Origin of the sequence: Myxococcus sp. CA051A (assembly GCF_013336705.1) — a bacterium.
Classification (GTDB): Bacteria; Myxococcota; Myxococcia; order Myxococcales; family Myxococcaceae; genus Myxococcus; species Myxococcus llanfairpwllgwyngyllgogerychwyrndrobwllllantysiliogogogochensis.
The window spans coordinates 546,549-566,878 of sequence record NZ_JABUMS010000004.1; the positions used below are offsets into that span (position 1 = coordinate 546,549).

9 protein-coding genes are annotated in these 20,330 nt (G+C 68.8%); 5 read left to right on the forward strand and 4 right to left on the reverse strand.

Annotated elements, in window-relative coordinates; genetic code table 11:
* Window positions 1–22: 22 nt before the first annotated feature.
* Entirely contained in the window at window positions 23–1,138 is a 1,116-nt protein-coding gene (locus tag HUA74_RS15745; protein ID WP_174455171.1) for a glycosyltransferase family 1 protein, read from the reverse strand.
* Between the two features lie 84 nt (window positions 1,139–1,222).
* On the opposite strand from HUA74_RS15745, the gene HUA74_RS15750 reads away from it, so the two are divergent.
* Together HUA74_RS15750 and HUA74_RS15755 are read left to right on the forward strand one after the other, a co-directional pair.
* The gene (locus HUA74_RS15750) at window positions 1,223–2,365 is read left to right on the forward strand and encodes a glycosyltransferase (RefSeq protein ID WP_174455172.1); all 1,143 of its coding nucleotides are present in this window, start codon (window positions 1,223–1,225) and stop codon (window positions 2,363–2,365) included.
* A gap of 218 nt (window positions 2,366–2,583) precedes the next feature.
* Window positions 2,584–3,978 (forward strand): undecaprenyl-phosphate glucose phosphotransferase, encoded by a 1,395-nt coding sequence (locus tag HUA74_RS15755; protein WP_141643802.1) that lies wholly within the window; start codon window positions 2,584–2,586, stop codon window positions 3,976–3,978.
* A gap of 94 nt (window positions 3,979–4,072) precedes the next feature.
* Here HUA74_RS15755 and HUA74_RS15760 read toward each other — a convergent pair whose 3' ends face one another.
* A complete protein-coding gene (locus HUA74_RS15760; protein WP_174455173.1) occupies window positions 4,073–6,007 on the reverse strand; it encodes a serine protease in 1,935 nt (644 codons plus the stop codon).
* A 334-nt stretch (window positions 6,008–6,341) separates the two neighbouring features.
* Here HUA74_RS15760 and HUA74_RS46810 point away from each other — a divergent pair, with 334 nt between their 5' ends.
* Window positions 6,342–13,043, forward strand: a complete 6,702-nt coding sequence (locus tag HUA74_RS46810; RefSeq protein WP_174455174.1) for a hypothetical protein — start codon at window positions 6,342–6,344, stop codon at window positions 13,041–13,043.
* Between the two features lie 285 nt (window positions 13,044–13,328).
* Window positions 13,329–15,239, forward strand: coding sequence for a DUF4185 domain-containing protein (locus HUA74_RS15770; RefSeq protein ID WP_254625068.1), 1,911 nt, complete (start codon window positions 13,329–13,331; stop codon window positions 15,237–15,239).
* A 92-nt stretch (window positions 15,240–15,331) separates the two neighbouring features.
* Here HUA74_RS15770 and HUA74_RS15775 read toward each other — a convergent pair whose 3' ends face one another.
* Window positions 15,332–18,121, reverse strand: a complete 2,790-nt coding sequence (locus tag HUA74_RS15775; RefSeq protein ID WP_174455176.1) for a vitamin B12-dependent ribonucleotide reductase — start codon at window positions 18,119–18,121, stop codon at window positions 15,332–15,334.
* A gap of 604 nt (window positions 18,122–18,725) precedes the next feature.
* Between HUA74_RS15775 and HUA74_RS15780 the strand changes: the two genes are divergently transcribed.
* Window positions 18,726–19,067 carry a ferredoxin gene (locus tag HUA74_RS15780; RefSeq protein WP_141647047.1) on the forward strand — a complete coding sequence of 114 codons (342 nt, stop codon included), beginning with the start codon at window positions 18,726–18,728 and terminating at the stop codon, window positions 19,065–19,067.
* Between the two features lie 74 nt (window positions 19,068–19,141).
* Here HUA74_RS15780 and HUA74_RS15785 read toward each other — a convergent pair whose 3' ends face one another.
* On the reverse strand, window positions 19,142–20,293 hold the full coding sequence (locus tag HUA74_RS15785; RefSeq protein ID WP_174455177.1) for a lytic polysaccharide monooxygenase: 1,152 nt from the start codon (window positions 20,291–20,293) through the stop codon (window positions 19,142–19,144).
* Between the last annotated feature and the right edge of the window lie 37 nt (window positions 20,294–20,330).

Genomic DNA, 20,330 nt, shown 5'->3' on the forward strand with positions numbered 1-20,330 from the left:
GCGGGCTCGGACCCCGCCTCCGTCAACGAGGAGAAGGCGGGTGGCTTTCGAGCACGCGCCGGTACACGGCGACCGTCTTGCGCGCGCACTCGTCCCAGGTGAAGCGCGCGGCGCGCTCGCGGCCCAGGTCCGTCAACTCCGTGCGCAGGGCCTCGTCACGAAGCACGCGCAGCGTCGCCTCGCGCCAGGCGACCGGGTCCTCCGGGGAGAGCCGCAGCGCGGCGCCGCCCACGACCTCCGGGAGCGCCGTCGCGTCGGAGGCGAGCACCGGACAGCCCGTCGCCATCGCCTCCAGCGCGGGCAGGCCGAAGCCCTCGTACTTCGATGGCAGCAGCAGCGCCGCCGCCGCGCCATAGAAGAGCGGCATCTCCGATTCGGGCAGCTCCTCCAGGTCAATCACGTTCTCGTACAGCCCCAGCTCGTGCGCCACCGCGCCCTTGCCCGCGAGCAGGACGATGGGCACCGGCAGGTCCGCCGCGAAGTGCTTCAAGAGCGCCAGGTTCTTGAAGGGCTTCGCGTTGCCCACCGCCGCCACGTAGCGCGCTGGCAGCTCGTTGCGCTCCCTGAACTCGCGGGCCTCCGCCGCGGAGGGCGGCTGGAAGCGCGCGTCCACGCCATTGGGAATCACCTGCAACCGGTAGGGCGACAGCTTGAGGTGCCGCGCCAGCTCCTCGCGCGAGAACTCGGACACCGTCACCAGGGCGGCGGCCCGCTTCGCGCGAGGCCCCACCACCACGCGGTAGTACAAGCTCTGCGCCGGCGAATACTGATGGGCCAGCGCCACGTGGTTGGCGTCGTGCAGCGTGGCCACCAGCGGGCCGCTCCAGAACAGGGGCAGGGCGAACGACGTGGCGTGGAAGACGTCGGGCGACAGCCGCGCCAGGTCCGCCGCCAGCGCGGGTTGCTCCACGGGAGACAGGAACCCCGCGAACGAGCGATGCATGGGCACGCGCGGCGCGAGCGCTCCCAGGTCCGAGGGCAGGCCCTCGGGGGGCACCAGCGCGGTGAAGCGCAGGTCCGGGGCAAGCGAGGGGACGCGCCGCGCCAGCTCGAGCGCATAGCGGGCAATCCCGTGCAGCCGGCCGCGCACCATGCGCAGGTCGAGGAGGACATGAGCCACATGCTTGGCGTACCACACGCGCGGCCCTCATGGGGGGCGGGCAGGCGCCCGCTTCGCGTTGCTGTCGGCACGCGGCACGCCCGGTGCTAGAAGGCCCGCATCGTGAAGGTCGCCCTGGTCCACGACTGGCTCGTCACCCACCGCGGGGGGGAGCGTGTGCTTGATGCGCTCTGCGAAGTGCTGCCCGACGCGGATATCTACACCCTCATCCACCGGCCCGGCAGCCAGTCCCCGGCCATTGAAGGCCGCCGCATCTTCACGTCCTTCCTTCAGCGGATTCCCGGCATCCACGAGCGCTACCGGCACTTCCTGCCCCTGATGCCCCGGGCCATCGAATCGCTGCGCCTCCAGGACGACTACGACGTCGTCCTCTCCTCCAGCCACTGCGTCGCCAAGGGGCTGCGCGTGCCGCCGGGGCTGCCGCACCTGAGCTACGTGCACGCGCCCATGCGGTACATGTGGGACTTGTTCGACGACTACTTTGGCCCGGGGCGCACCCGCCTGCCGGTGCGCGTGGCGGCCCATGCCGTGCGTCCCTGGCTCCAGCGGTGGGACCGCGCCTCGGCCGAGCGCGTGGACCACTTCGTCGCCAACAGCCACCACGTCGCCGGCAAGCTCCAGCGCTTCTGGGGCCGCGGCGCCACCGTGGTCCATCCTCCCGTGGACCTGGAGCGCTTCACCCGGCTTCCCCTGGAGGGGGGCGGCCAGGGTGGCTACTTCCTGTGGCTCGGCGCCTTCGCGCCCTACAAGCGGCTGGACATCGCGCTGGAGGCCTTCCGCGCGCTGGGCGCTCCGCTGTGGGTCGTGGGCACCGGGCAGGAGGCCTCGCGCCTGGGGTCGACGGCGTCGTCGCCGCACATCCGCTTCCTCGGCAACGTCTCCGACGACGCGCTGCCGTCTCTGTACCGGGATGCTCGCGCGCTCATCTTCACGCCCGAGGAGGACTTCGGCATCACCCCGCTGGAGGCCCAGGCCACCGGTCGCCCCGTCATCGCTTTCGGCAAGGGCGGGGCGCTGGAGACGGTAAACAGCCGCACGGGACTCTTCTTCTCCGAGCAGACACCCGCCTCGCTCGCGGACGCCGTGCGGCGCTTCGAGACGTGGGAGGTCGGCTTCCGAGCGGAGGATGCCCGCTCACAGGCCGAGCGCTTTGGGCGCGCTGTCTTCCAGCGCGCCATGTTGTCCGAGGTGGAGTCCGTCCTCAGGGTGTCGAGGAAATCCCCACGTCGCGTGGCGGCGGTGTGACGCCGCTGTCATCCCAGGCTCCGTCTTTCATCAGCGAGTCGTGTCCGCCTCTTGTCACTGTCCACCCGGGGCAGGGGTAACTCGTTGGTTTCACGGGATTTTCCGTGCTACGACGCCAGCCTGTCAGAGGGAGTCGGGCAGGGCACGTGCTCGTTGTACCGGGGTGCGAGTCTTGCAAAGGGGTGGCGCCCCGTTGACCAGGTTACAGGAGTCCAGGCGTGTTCAGTCGTCTCCAGCGCTTCTACACGTCCATCAAGGTTGTCGCGGACATGGTGATGCTCGCGGTGGCGTTCGCCTTGGCGTACGCCACGCGGTTCTCCGGCATCGTCCCCGTCACGGAAGGAATCCCACCCTGGGAGGATTCGCTCGTCTCGCTGCTGATGGTGCTCGTCATCTTCCCGGCGGCCTTCAAGCAGTCGAGGCTCTACGCGACGAACCGCTCCCGGACGAACACGGGTGAGGTGTTCGAGGTCTTCAAGTCCACCATCACCGCGACGCTCATCCTGGTGGCCGCGACGTACTTCGCGCGGGAGCGTTACTCGCGCCTGACGCTGGTCATCTTCGTCGTCTACGCCTTCGTGCTGGTGACGTGCATCCGGCTGGCGTTCCGCTACGTGTTGAGCGAGGTGCGGCGCCGGGGCCACAACCTCAAGTCCATCCTCGTCATCGGCGCGGGGGAGCTGGGCCAGCGTGTCGTGGAGACGGTGGAGGGCCACCGCGAGCTGGGCTTCCGCGTGACGGGCCTTTTGTCGCTGCGGCCGGAGAAGGTGGGCCAATACGTCAACGGGGTGCGCATCATCGGCCACGTGGACGACGTGGAGCGCGTGCTGGATGCGCAGCCGGTGGACCAGGTCATCCTCGCGCTGCCGCTGGAGGACCAGGCGCACGTGAAGCGGCTGATGGAGCAACTGGCGCTGCGCACCGTGGACGTCAGGGTGGTGCCGGACCTCTACCAGTACATCACCCTGTACGGCGGGCTGGAGGAGTTCGGCGGCCTGCCCATCATCCGGCTCCAGGGTGACCCGATGGAGGGCTGGAGCCGCGTCTCCAAGCGCGCTTTCGACATCCTCTTCTCGCTGCTGGCCATCCTCGTCACCGCGCCGCTCATGGCGGCCACCGCGCTGGCGGTGCGGCTGACGAGCCGCGGTCCCATGCTCTACCGACAGGAGCGCATGGGGATGGATGGCCGCACCTTCCACATCCTCAAGTTCCGCACCATGCGCGTGGACGCCGAGCATTCCGGGGCGATGATGGCGGCCAAGGACGACCCGCGCCGCACCGTCATCGGCACCGTCCTGCGCAAGTACTCCCTGGATGAGCTGCCACAGTTCTTCAACGTGCTGACGGGGGACATGAGCCTGGTCGGCCCGCGCCCCGAGCGCCCCGTCTTCATCGAGGAGTTCAAGCGGCAGATTCCGCGCTACCACCTGCGGCACAAGGTGAAGGCGGGCATCACCGGCTGGGCGCAGATCAACGGCCTGCGCGGTCAGACGTGCATCGAGAAGCGCATCGAGTACGACCTGTACTACATCGAGAACTGGTCGCTCTTGATGGACCTGAAGATTCTCGTGCGCACCGCGCTGGGCGGCTTCCTCTCGAAGAACGCCTACTGAGGAGGCGGGCGTGCCCAGGCCACGGAAATCCGTGGCCCGGGCCCCGCGTCGGACACGGATTTCCGTGAGCGCGACGCGCGGTGGACCGCGGTCGCTACTGGATGTTCCAGACCACGGTGCCGCTGCACGTCGTATTGCTGTAGCAGCCGGCGCGAATCTGGAGCGTGCCGGACGTGGTGGCGGTGAAGCTCAAGCTGGAGCCTCGGCCGCTGCACGCGTCGTCATTGGCCGCGGACTGGGTGGCGCCGCTGAAGAGGCGCAGGTACGTGTCCCCGGTGAAGGACGCGCCCGTCGCTCCGCAGGTGGCCACGGTGAGGACCTGGCCGGCGGTGACGGTGAGGTCGCGGTTGGTGGTCGCCTGCTGGGCGCTGTTGGTGTTGCTCCCGCTGAAGGCGAACGAGCCGGACGTGGCCGGCGGGGGATTGCCCCCGGAAATCTCCCAGACGACGGTGCCGCCACAGCTTCCGGTGGAATAGCAGCCGGCGCGCACCTCGTACTCGCCCGCGGTGGTGGCGGTGAAGGTGATGCTGGAGCCCCGGCCGCCGCACGCGTCGTCGTTGGTGGCGACGGAAGTGCCCGCGGGGTTGAAGAGCCGCATGTACGTGTCACCCGTGGTCTTCGCGCCCGTCAGCCCACAGGTGGCCACGGTGAGCTGCTGGCCGGCGGTGAGGGCCAGCTTCTTGTTGGTGGTGTTCTGCTGCGCGTTGTTGGTGTTGGTGGCCGTGTACGTGAAGGAGTTGGCCGGCGGAGGCGGCTCCTCCGGGGGCGGCTCGCCGTTGCCGTTGGGGTCCGGGCAGCCGGCGGTGGGCAGCGCGCACTGGGGGAGGTTTGCGCCCAGGTGGCTGACGACGGCCTGGATGGGCACGCCCCGGTTGGGGCAGTTCGCGCAGTGGTGCAGGGAGACGACCAGGTGGTCCGAGTAGCCCACCACGGGCGAGCCGGACGAGCCTCCCTGCGTGTCCGCGAAGTAGCCCACGTCATTGGGGCCGCCGGATTGGCAGGACGCCTCGTTCAGGCTGTAGACCTCCGCGAAGCCAGACTCGTCGGTGGAGTCCGTGGAGGTGACGGCGATCTTCTTGCCGTACCCCGCGGGGTGCTGGGGAATGTAGATGCGCTCGTTCACCACCGCGCCCGCGCCGCGCATCTGGAGGTAGCCGAAGCTGTTGGTGGGATTCACCGCGAGCCGCACCAGCGCGTAGTCGCGAGGCGCGTCCGCCTGCACCAGCGTGCCGCCGGAGATGACGTGGCCCGGACAGCCGAACCAGCTCCCGCAGCTCGTCGCACAGGTGGCGCCCTCGGCCATGAACTCGAAGTCGGTGTTCTGCGCATCGCTGGCGGTGCCGATGCAGTGCTGGTTCGTGAGGATGTGGCCCTGGCTGCCCACGAGCCAGCCGGTGCAGGCGCTGGAGCCACCGATGAGCAGGCGCGCCACGGGGCGGGCGCGGCCATAGAGGGTCGGCTCGCTGGTGGCGTAGCAGGGGGCCCAGCCGGAGTCGTCCACGCCGCACAGGGCCTTGTTCAGCTCGGACGTGAAGCCCTGCTCCGCGTTGGTGTAGCCGCGCGCGAAGCGGTCGATGGAGTAGCCGTGCTGGTTGAGGATGCCTCGGCGCCCTGGGGAGTCGGTGCCGTGCAGCTCGACGATGGCGGTGTCGCCGGGGATGTGCATGGCCCAGAAGCCGTCGCGCGCCCCCGGGTGCGAGCCGTCATACCGCCGCGAGCGCGTGCCGTCCGGCGAACGCACCACGACGAAGTCTCCCTCCTCCAGCTCCAGCCGCTCGAAGTGCGCGGCGATGTACGCGGCCCCCGGGTGGGTGATGACGTCGGTGTGCAGCGGACCGCTCTGCCTGCGCAGCTCCGCGGTGGCGTAGGGGTGTGCCGACTCGAAGCGTCGGTACACGTCCTCGCCGACCTTCGTGGCGCGCTGGGAAGCGGGGGAGGCCGCCGCCTTGCACACGGGGGCCGAGGCCAGCGCGGCCGGCGCGCTGAGTGTCAGCGCGGCGACGAGACCTGCGAGCTGGATTCGTTTCATTTGCTCTCCTGTGGGGATGGGACTTCGCAGCTTAGGCTGCACAGCCGGTTATAGCGGTTATCACTGACAGAGCCGCCTCGCTGTTGATGATTGAGTTGCAAGAGCAGGAGGATGTGTGGGGCCGGTGGCGTTTGTGCGGGGGAAGGGTTCTGGATGCAGAAAGGACACCGCCTCGCGGGGAGGGCGGTCGGCGGAGCCCCGTCTGATTTCACACGGAGCGCGATTGTTGCGGCCGGGTTGTGTGCGAGGTGCCGGGGTGGCGGGTCGAAATGACGCGGGGAGGGGCGGGGAGCCGGCCCCGAGGGGAGGCGAAGCCGTCTAGACTCCGAAGGGCATGGCGGAAAAGCTCGGAGCGATCCTGGTCCGTAAGGGCCTCCTCACGCAGGCGCAGCTCGACGAGGCCCTGAAGGCCCAGCTCATCTACGGTGGGCGGTTGGGGTCCATCCTCATCGAGCTGGACTTGCTGGACATCGACACGGTGGCGATGGTCCTGGGGGAGCAGACGCGCTACCCGGTGGCCCAGGAGGCCGACTTCGAGGTCGTCACCGACGCGACGCTGAGGTTGCTGCCGGCGGCGCTGGCGGAGAAGCACCTGGCCTTCCCGCTGGCCCAGGAGGGGCGCCGGTTGAAGGTGGCGATGGCGAGCCCCTTTGAAATCCAGCACACGGACGCGCTCGGGTTCATCACGGGCCTGCGAATCCTTCCGCACATCACTCCGGAACTGCGGCTGTTCCACTACCAGGCGCAGCGTTACGGCATCCGTCGCGAGTCGCGCTCCATGAGCATGGCCACGGCGCGGCGCGCGGTGCAGCCTCGGGGCGCGGTGGCACCGGGGCGCGGGGTGATGGTTCCGCTGCCCGAGGTGGCTCCGCCTCCAGCGCCCGTACGCGCGGAGCCGGGCACGGAGGGGATATTCGGGGGGCTGGCGCCCGGACAGTTCCTGAGCGACGACGCCGAGGACGTGGCGGCGGAGGACGTGGAGTGGAGCGCGTCGAGCGCTCCCGGGGCCGGGATTTCCGGCGACGCGATGGAGTTTCGAGGAAGCGCTCGGGCCGAGGCAGGGCCTCCGATGCTGGCACCTTCGGGTCCACCGCAACTTGCTCCCGTGGCGGTGGCTCAAGGGGGGAACCGGATGGATGGGCCGCCCCGACTCTCGCCCGCTGCGCCGCCGCGGCTGTCTCCGCCCGTGGCTCCGCTGGAGCTGGAGGCGGCGGAGGAGATTGAGCCGGAGGAAGAGTTCGAGGCGGCGGAGGAGATCGACCCCACCGAGGAACTGGAGCTCGTGGACACCGAGGAGGTGCTCGAGGGCGTCATGGAGGAGGTGGTGGAGCCTCCCGCGCCGAGACCGCCGGTGTTCGCGGGGCAGGGCGAGCGAGGTGTCGTGGGGGAGGGGCAGGGAGGGATTGCCGCGCAGCCGCCCGGCATGGTGTCGCGCCACTCGGGAGGGCAGTGGTCTCCGCATCAGCCGCCTGGGTTGAACCGGGCGCCGGGTGCTGGCGCCCCAGGAGGCGCGGGGGCGAGGCCGCCCGCGTCCGTGGTGGGACCGCCGGCCGCGCTTGGAGCCGTGGCGGTTCGGCCGGGCGCGAGTGAGGCGTCGACGATGGGGCCGCCGGCTGCGCCTGGAGGCGCGGTGGTTCGGGGCGCGAGTGAAGCGTCGTCGATGGGGCCACAGGCAGTATCGATGCGGCCGAGCGTGAGTGACGCGTCGTCGGTAGGGCCGCAAGGCGGACCTGGAGTTCAGCCTCTGGTGCCGGCGGGTGGAGTGCCTCCTTCGGGTGCTCCCGGGAATGCGGGTGCCGCGCGGCCAGCGGGGCCTGGACCATTCGCCGAACTGGCGGTGCCTCCTGGGATGGTCGCTCCGGGTGGAAGGCCTCCTTCGGGGACGGGCCTGCCCTCGATTCCGCAAGGCGCGGGGCCGGTTGTCGCGGGAACGCCGAGCGCGAGGCCCTCTCCGGGAGCTGGAATGGCTCCGGTTCCCGGAGGACAGGGAATGGGGCCTCCGGGCGTGCGCCCGCCTTCGTCCACGGGGACTCCTGCCGTCGCGGGACCGGTGCCTGCCGGAACGGCGAGCACGAGGCCCTCGACTGCCGGTGTTCCCTCGGTGCCAGGGCCGCAAGGCGCGGTTCCGCCGGGGATGACGGGGGTACGGCCTCCATCGAGCGCGGGCGTTGTCACTTCGGTGCCTGGCGCGGTTCCGCCGGGGATGATGGGGGCACGGCCTCCGTCGGGCACGGGCCTGCCTTCGGTGCAGGGCCCGCCGGGCGTTGTTGTCGCGAGCAGCCCCATGGGGGCGGGACCTCAAGGCCCTGTTCCCCCTGGGATGACGGGGACACGGCCTCCATCGAATACGGGGATGCCATCAGCGCAGGGACCGCAGGGCGTTGTGGGCCCGAATGCCCCTCTGGCGCCGGGAGCACAAGGAGCGGTTCCGCCAGGGATGGCGGGAGCACGGCCTCCGTCGAGCACGGGCACGCCATCGATACAGGGGCCGCAAGGTCCTGGTGGTTCGAGTGCTGGACCCCAAGGAGCGGTTCCGCCAGGGATGGCGGGAGCACGGCCGCCACCGGGGGCGAATGTTCCCGCAGGCTCGCAAGGCGCGCCGATTCCGCCGGGGATGATGGGGGCACGGCCTCTGTCGAATACGGGCATGCCGTCAGCGCAGGGACCGCAGAGCGCTGGCCCGAATGCCCCCCCGCCGCCAGGATCACAAGGCACCGTTCCTCCCGGGATGATGGGGGCACGACCCCCATCGAGGGCGGGAATGTCTACGGTGCCCGGAGCGCAGGGGGCTGTTCCCCCAGGGATGGGTGGCGTGGGTGCGCGGCCCGTCTCAGGGCCGCCGGGCGCGGTGCCGCCGGGCATGGCAGCGGGCGCGGTGCCGCCGGGTGCGGTGCCGCTGGGCATGGCAGCAGGAGCAGCGCTGCCGGGTGTGGTGCCGCCGAGCATGGCAGCGGGAGCAGCGCCGCCGGGTGCGGTGCCACTGGGCCAGACAGCGGGATCAGTGCCGCCGAGTGCGGTGTCACCGGGCATGGCAGCAGGAGCCGCGTCGCAGGGCGCGATTCCGCAGGGCCTGGCCGCGGGAGCAGTGCCGCAGGGCATGCCAGCAGGAGCGCAGGGCGCGATTCCGCCGGGCATGTCAGCGAGTTCAGGGCCGTATGGTGCGGTGCTGCCGGGCATGCCAGCGGGAGCAGGAGCGCCGCCGGGCGGTATTCCGCCGGGTATGGCAGCAGGCACACGGCCTTCGAGCGCAGGGATGCCCGCCGTATCGGGTCCTCCGGGCACCGTGCCTCCTGGAATGGCAGGCGCGAGGCCGCCATCAGGGACGGGCCTTCCGTCGGCCCCTGGTCCACAGGGAGTGGTTCCTCCGGGCCTAAATGTGGCCGCTGGAGGACGACCGGCTTCGGTGGCGAGTGGCCCCGTGGGCCCGCCTCCTCCAGGAATGGCGCGTCCGCCGCAGCCTGGAGTTCCACCTCACGCGCACGTCGCGACCCCGTCGGGGAGCGTGCAGCCTTCGTTGGCGGAGTCGCCACAATCGCCCGGACTGCTGCGGTCGACACCGCCGGGAAGCACCGGGCCTCAGCCGCCGGGTATGGCACCGAAGGGAATGGCGCCCTTCGTGGGAGGTGGCTCAGCACAGTTGGATCAGCCGAGCGCGACGCCAACATCTCCGCATGGAGTCGACGGCGTCATTCGGGTGTCTCCCGGTGAGCCGGCTCCGCTCGAAGTTGAGTGGGAAGGAACAACGCGTCCGGCGACGGAGTCTGTTCCCTCGATGTCGGACACAGCACCGGGAATCACCCCTCTCGCGAGCGATGGATTGGTCGGGCTGCCAGCACCTGCTTTCGCGAACGCAGGGGGCGCTGACGCGCGCGAAGTGCCTGCATCGGAGTCGCTGTCAGATGTGCCCGAGTCGTGGGGGCAACCGAGCGAGGACCGTGCATTCGCTCTCTCTGCATCGGTAGATAGCGCGCACGAAGGAAGTGATCCTAGTGCGGTGACGGAGCGACCCACGTCGTGGAGCATCGCGAGCGAAGGTTCCGCATTCGAAGTCGCTGCGCCCGTGAATGCCGCGCACGAAGGGAGCGCGTCTGGTGCAGTGACGGACGCGCCCACGTCGTGGAGCATCGCGAGCGAAGGTTCCACATTCGAAGTCGTTGCACCCGTGCATGCCACGCACGAAGGGAGCGCGTCTGGTGCAGTGACGGACGCGCCCGCGTCGTGGAGCATCACGAGGGAAGGTTTCACATTCGATGACACTGCATCGGTGAATGCCGCTCGCGAAGGAAGCGCGTTCGGTGCGGTGACGGAGTTGCCCACGTCGTGGAGCATCACGAGGGAGGGTTTCAAATTCGAAGTTGCTGCACCCGTGAATGCCGCGCGCGAATGGAACGTGTCTGGTGCAGTGCCGGATGCGCCCACGTCAGGGAGCATCGCGAGCGAAGAAGCTGCGGGCGATACCACTGCGCCAGTGTTTGCCGCACGTGAAGGCACTGCTGCCAGGGCCTCGGCTGATGTGCCTGCGTCGGCGAGCGTGCACGATGGCATCGCACCGGAGTCGACGGGGACGCTGCATGGAGGCATTGCGTTCGCGACGGAAGGCTCGACCACATCCGCGCCGACAGGCCTTTCGTCCGAGCCAGGTGCATCGACAGCGGTGGTGCACGGAGCCATTGCATCCGAGCCGACCGGTCCGAACGCAGACCTTCAAGCAGGGCTTGAACTCGAGCCGAGCGCGCTGACGGTGGGGGCGCTCGAAGTCATGGTGCCAGAGTTCGCGCCTGTCCCGGATGCATCCGCGCTTGTCACAAGCGAAGCCCTCGTGCTGGACCGCTCAGTGGCGCTGCACATGCCTGCGGTCTCTCAGGAAGAAGCCCACGGCGTTGAATCATCTGCTGAGGTCGGACAGGGCGAACATGGGCCGTCGAGCGTGCTCGAAGAGGTCCACTCGCTTGCTGTCCCAGCACGGGCCGCTCCCGCGACCGAGGAGACCTCAACCGAAGTCGTGACGTCCGAGTCACAGACATCGAGTGGCCTCGATCTGTTCGAGGACGCAAGGTCCTCGTTCGCAACCCGGGATGATGATGTCCCCGAAGTCGGAACGGTTGCCGCCAGCACGTCGACTGGGGGCGCACTCGAAGAGGATGCGCCCAAGTCGGCGGAGTCCGAGCCCAGCACGCCAGGGGTCGCTTCGAGCAAAGAGACTCCAGTCCATGCCGTGACGACGGTCGAGTTCCGCTCGGCCATGGGGGAGTCCAGCGAGCACGTTTCATTCGAGACGTCGCTGGCCCAAGCGTCCGACGTCGCCGCATCCGAGGTTCCGTCCTCGAGCACCTCCACCGACCCGACGCCAGTCCACTCAACGCCACGAAGCGAAGAGGTCGCGGAGGCCACTTCACAAACCTTGGAGGACCCAGGCGATGGGTCGCCCCAAACAGGGCTTCGAATCTCGGCATCCGCCGACCTGCCAAGTGACGCGTCGAGCGAGCCGGCCTCATCCAGCACGGAGCCATCCACGCTGTTCGTGCCGCCCTCCGGCGCCTCGGAGTCGACGTCCGTCGCCTACCTGGACGCCAGCGAAGAGGCGGCTCATACCAGAATCGCGTCAACGCACAGCGCACGTCCCGCCAGTTCAGCGGATTCCTCGGCGGAGTCGCAAGGCACAGGGCACACGAGCGAAGGCGAGCCCTGGAAGCTCGTAAGGTCGCGACCGAGCGACGCAGACCCACGCGGGCCCGCCACCTCGGATGACTCCATTCAGCCGAAAAGCCTCGCAGGTGATGAGGATGCCGGCGAGTCGCTCGAACTGGAGGCCGCCGGTGCCTTGCTCGCGTCGCACGGCGAGCAGTCCACACGCGTCGAGCCCACGACTCAGCGCGATGTCATCGGGACAAGTGATTCCGCGAGCGAACTCCCGGCTGGCAACGTCTCTCCACAGCGTGCGGTCACGGAGCCTGAGGCAGCGGCCTCGAACCTCCCTGATTCCAGCACCGCCACCGAGTCCAAGCCGGCGCCAGGCGCTCCCTCCCCGGCCGCGGCTGTCATGTACGGGGCCCCCGAACCACTCTCGTCCGTGGGCGACTTCAAGTCCGCACGAGCCGCCACGGGGGAGTCCCACGATGCGGCCTCGGGAGAGGCCAGTCCGTCCCCCGAGGGCACCGTGGTCTCGCTGGACGCGATCCGCGCGGCGAACGCGGAGCCCGCGGTCCTGGAGCCTCCCAAGCCCGCGGTGACGCGGCGCGCGCCCATCGAACTCGATGACCTGCCTGCCACGGATGACGCACCCATGCAGCTCGCCTCGACCTGGGAGTTCGTGGGGTGGCAGGGCTCCGAGGGCAACGGCACCATCGGCCATGTCGCGGAGAACACATGGGAAGACCGCGCGGTGGACCTCGACGGCACGGTGCAGCGAGCAGCTCCCGCGAGTGAGCTGCCTCTCGCCTCCGCCTGGGATTTCATTCAGCAGCCCTGGCAGCCCCAGGCGCGTGAACAGTCGGAAGCGTTGAGGGCGCTCCTGGCCGCGACCGATGCCCCCGTGGCTCCTGGGAGCGAGGGGCCCGCGGTGTCGGCGGAGCAGGTGCTCACGGCGCTGGAGGACGTGGGGACGCAGGGAGTGCTCGGCAAGGTGCTGCTCGCGTACTGCGCCGGACGTTTCCAGCGGGCCTTCCTGTTGGGGGAGAGCTTCGGGCTCGTGCGCGTCGGACATGCGTGGGGGCCCGGATGCGACAGTCCTCAAGTCTCCGCGCTCAAGGTGGACCTGGAAGCACCGTCGCTCCTGATGTCCGCGCTGGAGCAGCTCGGGCCCAGCAGCTTCGACACTCCCACCTGTCCTCAAGACGAGGCCATCTTCACCGCGCTCGGAGGCCCGTCGTCGCGCCTGCTCGTCGTGCCGATTCGCGCCCGTGGCCGTCCCGTGGCCTTCGTCATCGCGGACTCGGGTGGAACGCCCGTGGCGTCCACGACGCTCGATGAACTGTCGCGCGTGTCCGCCAAGGCGTCGGAGGTCTACGACCGTCTCCCCGCGTCCCGCGCGGACTGAGCCACGCCGCGGTGCAGCGCGAGGTCCGTCGTCCACGGGCCTCGCGCTCCCTCGATGCTCCACACCTGACGAAGCGTTCATCCGTGCGCCGAGGCGTGGTCGCCATGGCCTGTCTGTCCGTCTGTCTGTGGTTGGATGCGCCGGCCGGGTCGGTGGGCTTGTGTTCCCCCGGCACGGATGTCCTGAACGCATCGAGACGAACCAGAGAGGCGGAGACGCACGATGAGTCGCGAGCAGCCCTGGGAGTGGTCGTCGTTGCACCGAGCCGTATGGATCCTTGCCTGGATGTACACGGGCGCCGCCGGAGCCGTGACTCCGACAGGCGTGACGAAGGTCTCCCGGGTGACGGGGGCCACTCCCACCGGTGAATTCCTCCCCAATCCCAATCAGACCCACGCGAATCACGAGGTGTACGGGACGGACCTCGGCATTGTCTGGGACAAGGGTGGGGGAGAGGTCTTCGTCCTCTTCGGTGACACGTTTGGCGCGGGGTGGTGTGGCAATGGCGGGTGTGGGACGGGCTGGCGGAGCAATGTCCTCGCGCGCTCGTCCGATACGAATCTCGCGGATGGCCTCACCTTCTCCGCGATGGTCCAGGACTACGCCCGGCACGCAAAGGAGGTCCTCCCCTCGAAGAAGATCAACAACGACGAAATCACAGTCATCCCCACGGCGGGCGTCACGGTGGGCTCGCGCCACTTCATCCACTACATGTCCATCCATCACTGGGGCGAAGCGGGCCGGTGGTACACGAACTACTCGGGCCTCGCGTACTCGGACGACAACGGACAGACGTGGGTGAAGCACGCGAACGCGCGCTGGTGGAACAACGCCTCCTGGACGAACAACTTCCAGATGGCCGCGCTCGTCAAGAATGGTGGGTTCGTCTACCTGTACGGAACGCCGAACGGACGCTACGGCAACGTCCACCTCGCCCGGGTGCCCGAGGGCGCGCTCCTGGATATCAACGCCTACCGTTACTGGGACGGCAACGGCTGGGCTGTGTCCCAGGCCGCATCCCAACCCGTGGCCATCGGCATCGCGGGAGAGCTGTCTGTCTCGTACAACGCAGCGCTCGGCCGCTTCCTCATGACGTACCTGAACGAGCACCGTCAGGCAGCCGTCATGCGGGACGCGGGAACGCCGGTGGGGCCGTGGAGCGGTGAGAAGATCCTCGCCCTCGGCAGTCAGTTCCCAGGGCTCTACAACGCGTTCATCCACCCGTGGGGCAGCACGGCGACGAGCCTCTACTTCGTCATGTCCCAGTGGACGCCGTACAACACCTTCCTGATGCGAGCGACGCTCGTGGCGGACGCGGACGGAGACAACCTCCTCTCCGAGCCCGGCTTCGAGTCCCAGTCCGCTACCCCCGTGACGGCGCCCTGGTACCCGGTGGGCAATGCCGGCGTGGACCGCAACGTCGGTCAGGCGCGCACCGGGCAGGACAACGGCTTCGTGCGCTACGACTCCGGTTGGAACGCGCTGAAGCAGAGCGTCGTCGTCCAGCCGCACACCGACTACACGCTCCGGGGTTGGGTCCGCACGTCCGCGAACAACACGACGGGCTACTTCGGAGCACGCGGCCCCGGCAATGGTCCCATCCTCGGTGAGCGCGCCTTCGCCTCTCTGCCCGCGTACACGGAGCAGGTCGTCACCTTCAACTCCGGCCCAAACGCCATCGTCGAGGTGTACGGAGGCCTCTGGGCGACCGAAGACACCTGGCTGCAACTCGATGACGTGAGCCTCAAGCGGGGCACCAACCTGGTGGCGCACGCGGGCTTCGAGCAGCAGGCGTCCACGAGCGCGACGTCGCCCTGGTACGCGGACGGCAACGCCGGAATCGACCGGGGCGCGGGCTTCGCGCGGACGGGCGCCAACAACGCCTGGGCCCGGGGCACGCAGGGCTGGCACGCCATCAAACAGGAAGCCGCCGTGACGCCCCACACGCGCTACACGCTGAAGGGCTGGGTGCGCACGTCCGGCGCGCACAACGACGGCTACTTCGGTGCCCGCCTGCCGAGGGGCGGCCCCATCCTCTCCGAGGTCCACTACACCCAACCGTTGTCGGGCTACACGCAGCTCTCGGTGAGCTTCGACTCGGGCGCCAACCACTCGGTGGACCTGTTCGCGGGCCTGTGGGCGTCCGGCACGGACACCTATATCCAGGTGGACGATGTCACGCTGACCCGGGACTGACGCCCGCGCGGGACACCGCACATGGCAAGGGCCCCGGAACGCATGGTTCCGGAGCCCTTGTCGTCCTTCACGGATGTCCGTGTCCGGTGGCTTCAGCTGCAGCCGCTGGTGGCTCCGCAGTTGCCGCACTTATAGCAAGCGCCGCTGCGCACCATGATGGCGCCGCAGGTGTGGCAGGGCGGGGCGTCCGCCTGGTTGAGCCACGTCGCGCGAGTGTTCTGCGCGGGGAGCGACAGCGACGTCACCTGCGCGGGCAGGGCGGGCTGCGTCGCCGGCGCGTCCGCTGGGGCGAGGATGGCGTCCTCGACCGCGTCCTCGTTCGGCAGGAACTTCAGCTCCAGCCACCGGAAGATGTAGTCGGTGATGGACTTGGCGATGGGGATGGCGGGGTTGCCCGTGAAGCCGCTCGGCTCGAAGCGCGTGTGGCTCAGCTTGTCCACCATCACCTTCAGCGGGACGCCGTACTGGAGCGCCAGGGAGATGCTGGTCGCGAAGCTGTCCATCAGCCCGCTGACCACCGAGCCCTCCTTCGCCATGACGATGAACAGCTCACCCGGCGTTCCGTCCTCGTACATGCCCACCGTGAGGTAACCCTCATGGCCGCCGATGGAGAACTTGTGGGTGATGGAGCGCCGCTCGTCCGGCAGCCGGCGCCGCACCGCGCGAGGCTCGGGCTTCACCGCGGGCTCGACGACGGCGGCCACCGGGGCCTTGCGCGTGTCCTTCACCGTCTCCTTCGACGTGTTCAACGGCTGCGTGCGCTTGCACCCGTCGCGGTACACGGCCACCGCCTTCAGGCCGCGCTTCCACGACTCCATGTAGGCCTTCTCGATGTCCTCCACCGTCGAGTCTGACGGCATGTTCACCGTCTTGGAGATGGCTCCGGAGAGGAACGGCTGGCACGCCTCCATCATCTGGATGTGGCCCATCCAGTGGATGCTGCGCGAGCCCTTCGCCGGCTTGAACGCGCAGTCGAACACCGCCAGGTGCTCGGACTTCAGATGCGGTGCGCCTTCAATCGTGTCCGCCTTGTCCAGGGCGCTGATGATGTCCTGGGCCTGCGTCTGCGGATAACCCAGCTTCTCCAGCGCCTGCGGCACCGTCTGGTTGACGATCTTCAGCATCCCGCCGCCCACCAGCTTCTTGTACTTGATGAGCGCGATGTCGGGCTCGATGCCCGTGGTGTCGCAGTCCATCATGAAGCCGATGGTCCCCGTGGGAGCCAGCACTGTCACCTGGCTGTTGCGGAAGCCGTGCACCTCGCCGAGCGCCAGCGCCACGTCCCACGCGGCCTTCTGCGCCGCGTGCAGCTCCGCCGTCACGCCTTGCGCCGGGACGTTGTACGCCGCCTTGCGGTGCTTGCGGATGACGCCCAGCATCGGCTCCGCGTTCTTCGCGTAGCCGGCGAACGGCCCCTGCTTCTCCGCCATGCGCGCGCTCATCGCGTACGCCTCGCCGCACATCAGCGAGGTGATGGCGGACGCGTAGTTGCGGCCCGCGTCGGAGTCATACGGCAGGCCCGACGCCATCAGCAGCGCGCCCAGGTTCGCGAAGCCCAGCCCCAGCGGCCGGTAGTCGTGGCTGTTCTTGCCGATGCGCTCGGTGGGGTAGCGCGAGAAGCCGACGATGATCTCCTGCGCCAGGAGGAGCACGTCCACCGCGTGCTTGAAGGCGGGCACGTCGAAGTCGCCGGCGATGTCGCGGAAGTGCATCAGGTTCAGCGACGCCAGGTTGCACGCCGAATCGTCCAGGAACATGTACTCCGAGCACGGGTTGGACGCGTTGATTCGCGCCGTGCCCGCGCACGTGTGCCAGTGGTTCACTGTCGTGTCGAACTGCATCCCCGGGTCGCCGCACAGGTGCGCGGCCTCGGCGATTTCGCGGAACAGGTCCCTTGCCCGGAAGGTCTCCAGTGGCTGGCCATCGCGCACCGTGCGCGTCTGCCACGGCCCGTCCGCCACCACGGCCTTCATGAAGTCGTCGGTGACGCGCACCGAGTTGTTCGAGTTCTGGAAGAACACCGACGCGTACGCCTCGCCGTTGAACGACGGGTCATACCCGGCCTCGATGAGCGCCCAGGCCTTCTTCTCCTCGTTCGACTTGCACCGGATGAACTCGAGCACGTCCGGATGGTCCGCGTTGAGGATGACCATCTTCGCCGCGCGCCGCGTCTTGCCGCCGCTCTTGATGACGCCGGCGAAGGCGTCGAAGCCGCGCATGAACGACACCGGCCCGGACGCGGTGCCGCCGCCCGCCAGGAGCTCCTTGCTGCCCCGGATGGTGGACAGGTTGCTGCCCGTGCCACTGCCGTACTTGAAGAGCATGCCCTCCGTGCGCGCCAGCGTGAGGATGGACTCCATGGAGTCATCCACGCTGTTGATGAAACACGCCGAGCACTGCGGCTGCGCCTCCACGCCCACGTTGAACCAGACCGGCGAGTTGAACGAGGCCTTCTGCCGCAAGAGCAGGTGCGTCAGCTCCGCGTGGAACGTCTCGCGGTCCGTCTCGGCGGAGAAGTAACCCCCCTCCACGCCCCAGCGGGACAGGGTGTCCACCACGCGCGCCACCAGCTTGCGCACGCTCGTCTCACGTTCATCCGTCCCCGGCGTGCCCCGGAAATACTTCGACGCCACCACGTTCGTCGCCAGCATCGACCAGGAGCGGGGGACCTCGATGTTCTTCTGCTCGAAGACCGCCTTGCCGTCCTCACCGGTGATGCTCGCGCCGCGGTACTCCCACGCCAGCTCGTCCGCCGGGTCCACTCCAGGCGTCGTGAAGTAGCGCTCCACGCTCAGCCCCGTCGCGGCGACCTTCGCCTTGCCGCGACTCGCCCGCCGCTCCTTCCCGCTCACCAGGGGCTTCGCACTCAGCTCCTTCTCCATGTCGCCACCCTCCAAATACACTCTGGGTTGTGATGCAAAATTTTGCGAAACGCTAAGGGCGCGAGATTCCGAAGGTTCCAGGGACGTCACGCGGACAGCCGTGGACGACTCCGGAGTGGACTCGCGAAGCGTTTCATGGCGGGGCTCGAGCCCCGGACCGCAGATGGGGAGATTGCCTGGCCGCTGGCCAGGCGGCCGGATCAATACGCGTTTGGGGGCGGCTGATCAAGAACAGCACTGACCCCACTAGTAGTGCTGGGAAATGTCGCACACACTACTAAATGTGGCTCCGCCGGTGAGCCTCGGTGCGGGGGAAAGGCGTAGCGGCCTGTAGCACGACCAGCCAGGAGGGGCAGATTCGGGGCCTTTTCCGCGCCAAGTCAAGGGGGACTCTACGTTTGCTGATAACAGCTGGCGAGGCATGTAGCGTCACTCCGATGCAAACGAGCGTGATCACTGGGGGACGTTTGCTGAAAGTCTGTGCATCATCCCTGTAGCTGGCTAGGGGCGACGTCCCGATTCGTCATCTGCCCGCCTGTTCGGTCCGTTGTCCGGCGGACAGGTGGGGGTCGATTTCGGGGAACCAGCGCGTTAGGAGGCGCTCATGCCTCCTCCGTTCCAGAGCCACGTCTTCGTCTGCACCAACCGCCGCCCGGATGGGAATCCCAAGGGCTGTTGCGCCTCCAAGGGCGCGGAGGAGGTGCGCGCGGCCTTCAAGGCGGAGCTCGACAAGCGCGGGGTGAAGGGACGGATGCGCGCCAACGCGGCCGGGTGCCTCGACACCTGCTCCTTCGGCGTCTCCGTGGTCGTCTACCCGGAGGGCACCTGGTACGGCGGAGTGAAGGTGGAGGACGTGCCCGAAATCGTCGAGGAGCACCTGATGCAGGGCCGCCCCGTGGCGCGGCTGGTGATGCCCTTCGCGCGCAAGGAGAAGGCGGAGAGCTGACGACTGTCGGCTCCCCGCCCTCGGGTGTGTCGCGGCCCGCGTGCGGGCTCACGTCGTGACAGCGGACGTCCGCTTCAGCGCACGAACTCCCACGCGTCGCCCCAGTGGCTGCCGGTGCCCGGGGCGTAGTACGGCGCCGAGCCCTGGCACCAGCCGGAGTAGGGGAAGGGCTTGCAGCGGTAGATGCTCCCGTTCGTGCCCTGGACGAGCGTTCCCGCCACGTAGTTGGAGATGCCATTCGGGTACGTGTACTGCGCGGGGTCTCCGCCACCGCCCGTGGGCTTCTCGATATCGAGCTGGAAGGTGTCGCTCGCCTCGCGCGAGTAGACGCGGTTTCCGGTGGCGCTGTTGACGGGGTTGACGACGCCCGTGGATTGCAGCTCGCCCACCTGCACGCGGCTGGAGCTGGCGTTCACCCGCTGGGCCAGCAGGTACATCCACGTGGCCGCGGGCGTGGCCGAGTCGAGCTGGAGCGGGTGCGTCTCCGCGTCACCCCCGCCGCTGTTGAACAGGCGCAGCGTCACCTTGCTCCGGGCCGGCAGGTCCTCGCGGGCCTGCACCGCGCCCAGCTCCTTCCACGACGTGGGCGGCGGCGGCGTGTTGCTGAACTTCACGTCGCTGCAGGAGTAGAACGCCTCCGGGCTGTCGGAGCGCTGCCAGATGGCATAGATGACGTGCTGCCCCGTGCGGCCCTGCGGGAAGGGGCACGTGAAGCGGTAGCGGTTGTTCGACTGCAGGGCGTTCCCCGTCAGCGTGCAGAAGGGGGTGGCTTCCAGGTCGGACCACTTCAGCGGCAGCGCCGGGTTGTAGCCTTCCTTCGTGACGTAGAGATGGAAGTAGGACGTCGCGTGCAGCGCCGTCGCGTGGAAGACGAACTCGAAGCGGTTGCTGGAGTCCGGGGCGATGAGCGTCGCGGGCCAGTCCGTGCGCGCCAGGTCCAGGCCCTTGTGGCTCTCGTTGGCGGCGCTGCACAGCTTGCCGTCCGCGATGAGCTCGCGGTGCCGGCCGTTGGCCGCGCCCTGCCGCACGCCGTTCCAGTCGTAGAGCGCCTGCGTGCCACCGGCCTGGATGGCGGCCTTGCAGGCCGCGGACTTGGGCGACTCCGGACCTTCCTTGAAGCAGCTGTAGACGCGACTGAGGGGGACCTCCATGGAGCCGTGCGCTGACGCCAGATTGGCGGACAGCAGGGACAGCACGACGAGTGATGACGCGAGGGGCCTGAACATTGCGGGTTTCCTCCTGTGCCCATGGATGGAGGAAAGA

Coding starts and splice junctions, on each gene's coding strand:
- HUA74_RS15760 (WP_174455173.1), bottom strand. CDS start 6,007: ATGAAACGAATCCAGCTCGCAGGTCTCGTCGCCGCGCTGACACTCAGC.
- HUA74_RS46810 (WP_174455174.1), top strand. CDS start 6,342: ATGGCGGAAAAGCTCGGAGCGATCCTGGTCCGTAAGGGCCTCCTCACG.
- HUA74_RS15770 (WP_254625068.1), top strand. CDS start 13,329: ATGTACACGGGCGCCGCCGGAGCCGTGACTCCGACAGGCGTGACGAAG.
- HUA74_RS15775 (WP_174455176.1), bottom strand. CDS start 18,121: ATGGAGAAGGAGCTGAGTGCGAAGCCCCTGGTGAGCGGGAAGGAGCGG.
- HUA74_RS15780 (WP_141647047.1), top strand. CDS start 18,726: ATGCCTCCTCCGTTCCAGAGCCACGTCTTCGTCTGCACCAACCGCCGC.
- HUA74_RS15785 (WP_174455177.1), bottom strand. CDS start 20,293: ATGTTCAGGCCCCTCGCGTCATCACTCGTCGTGCTGTCCCTGCTGTCC.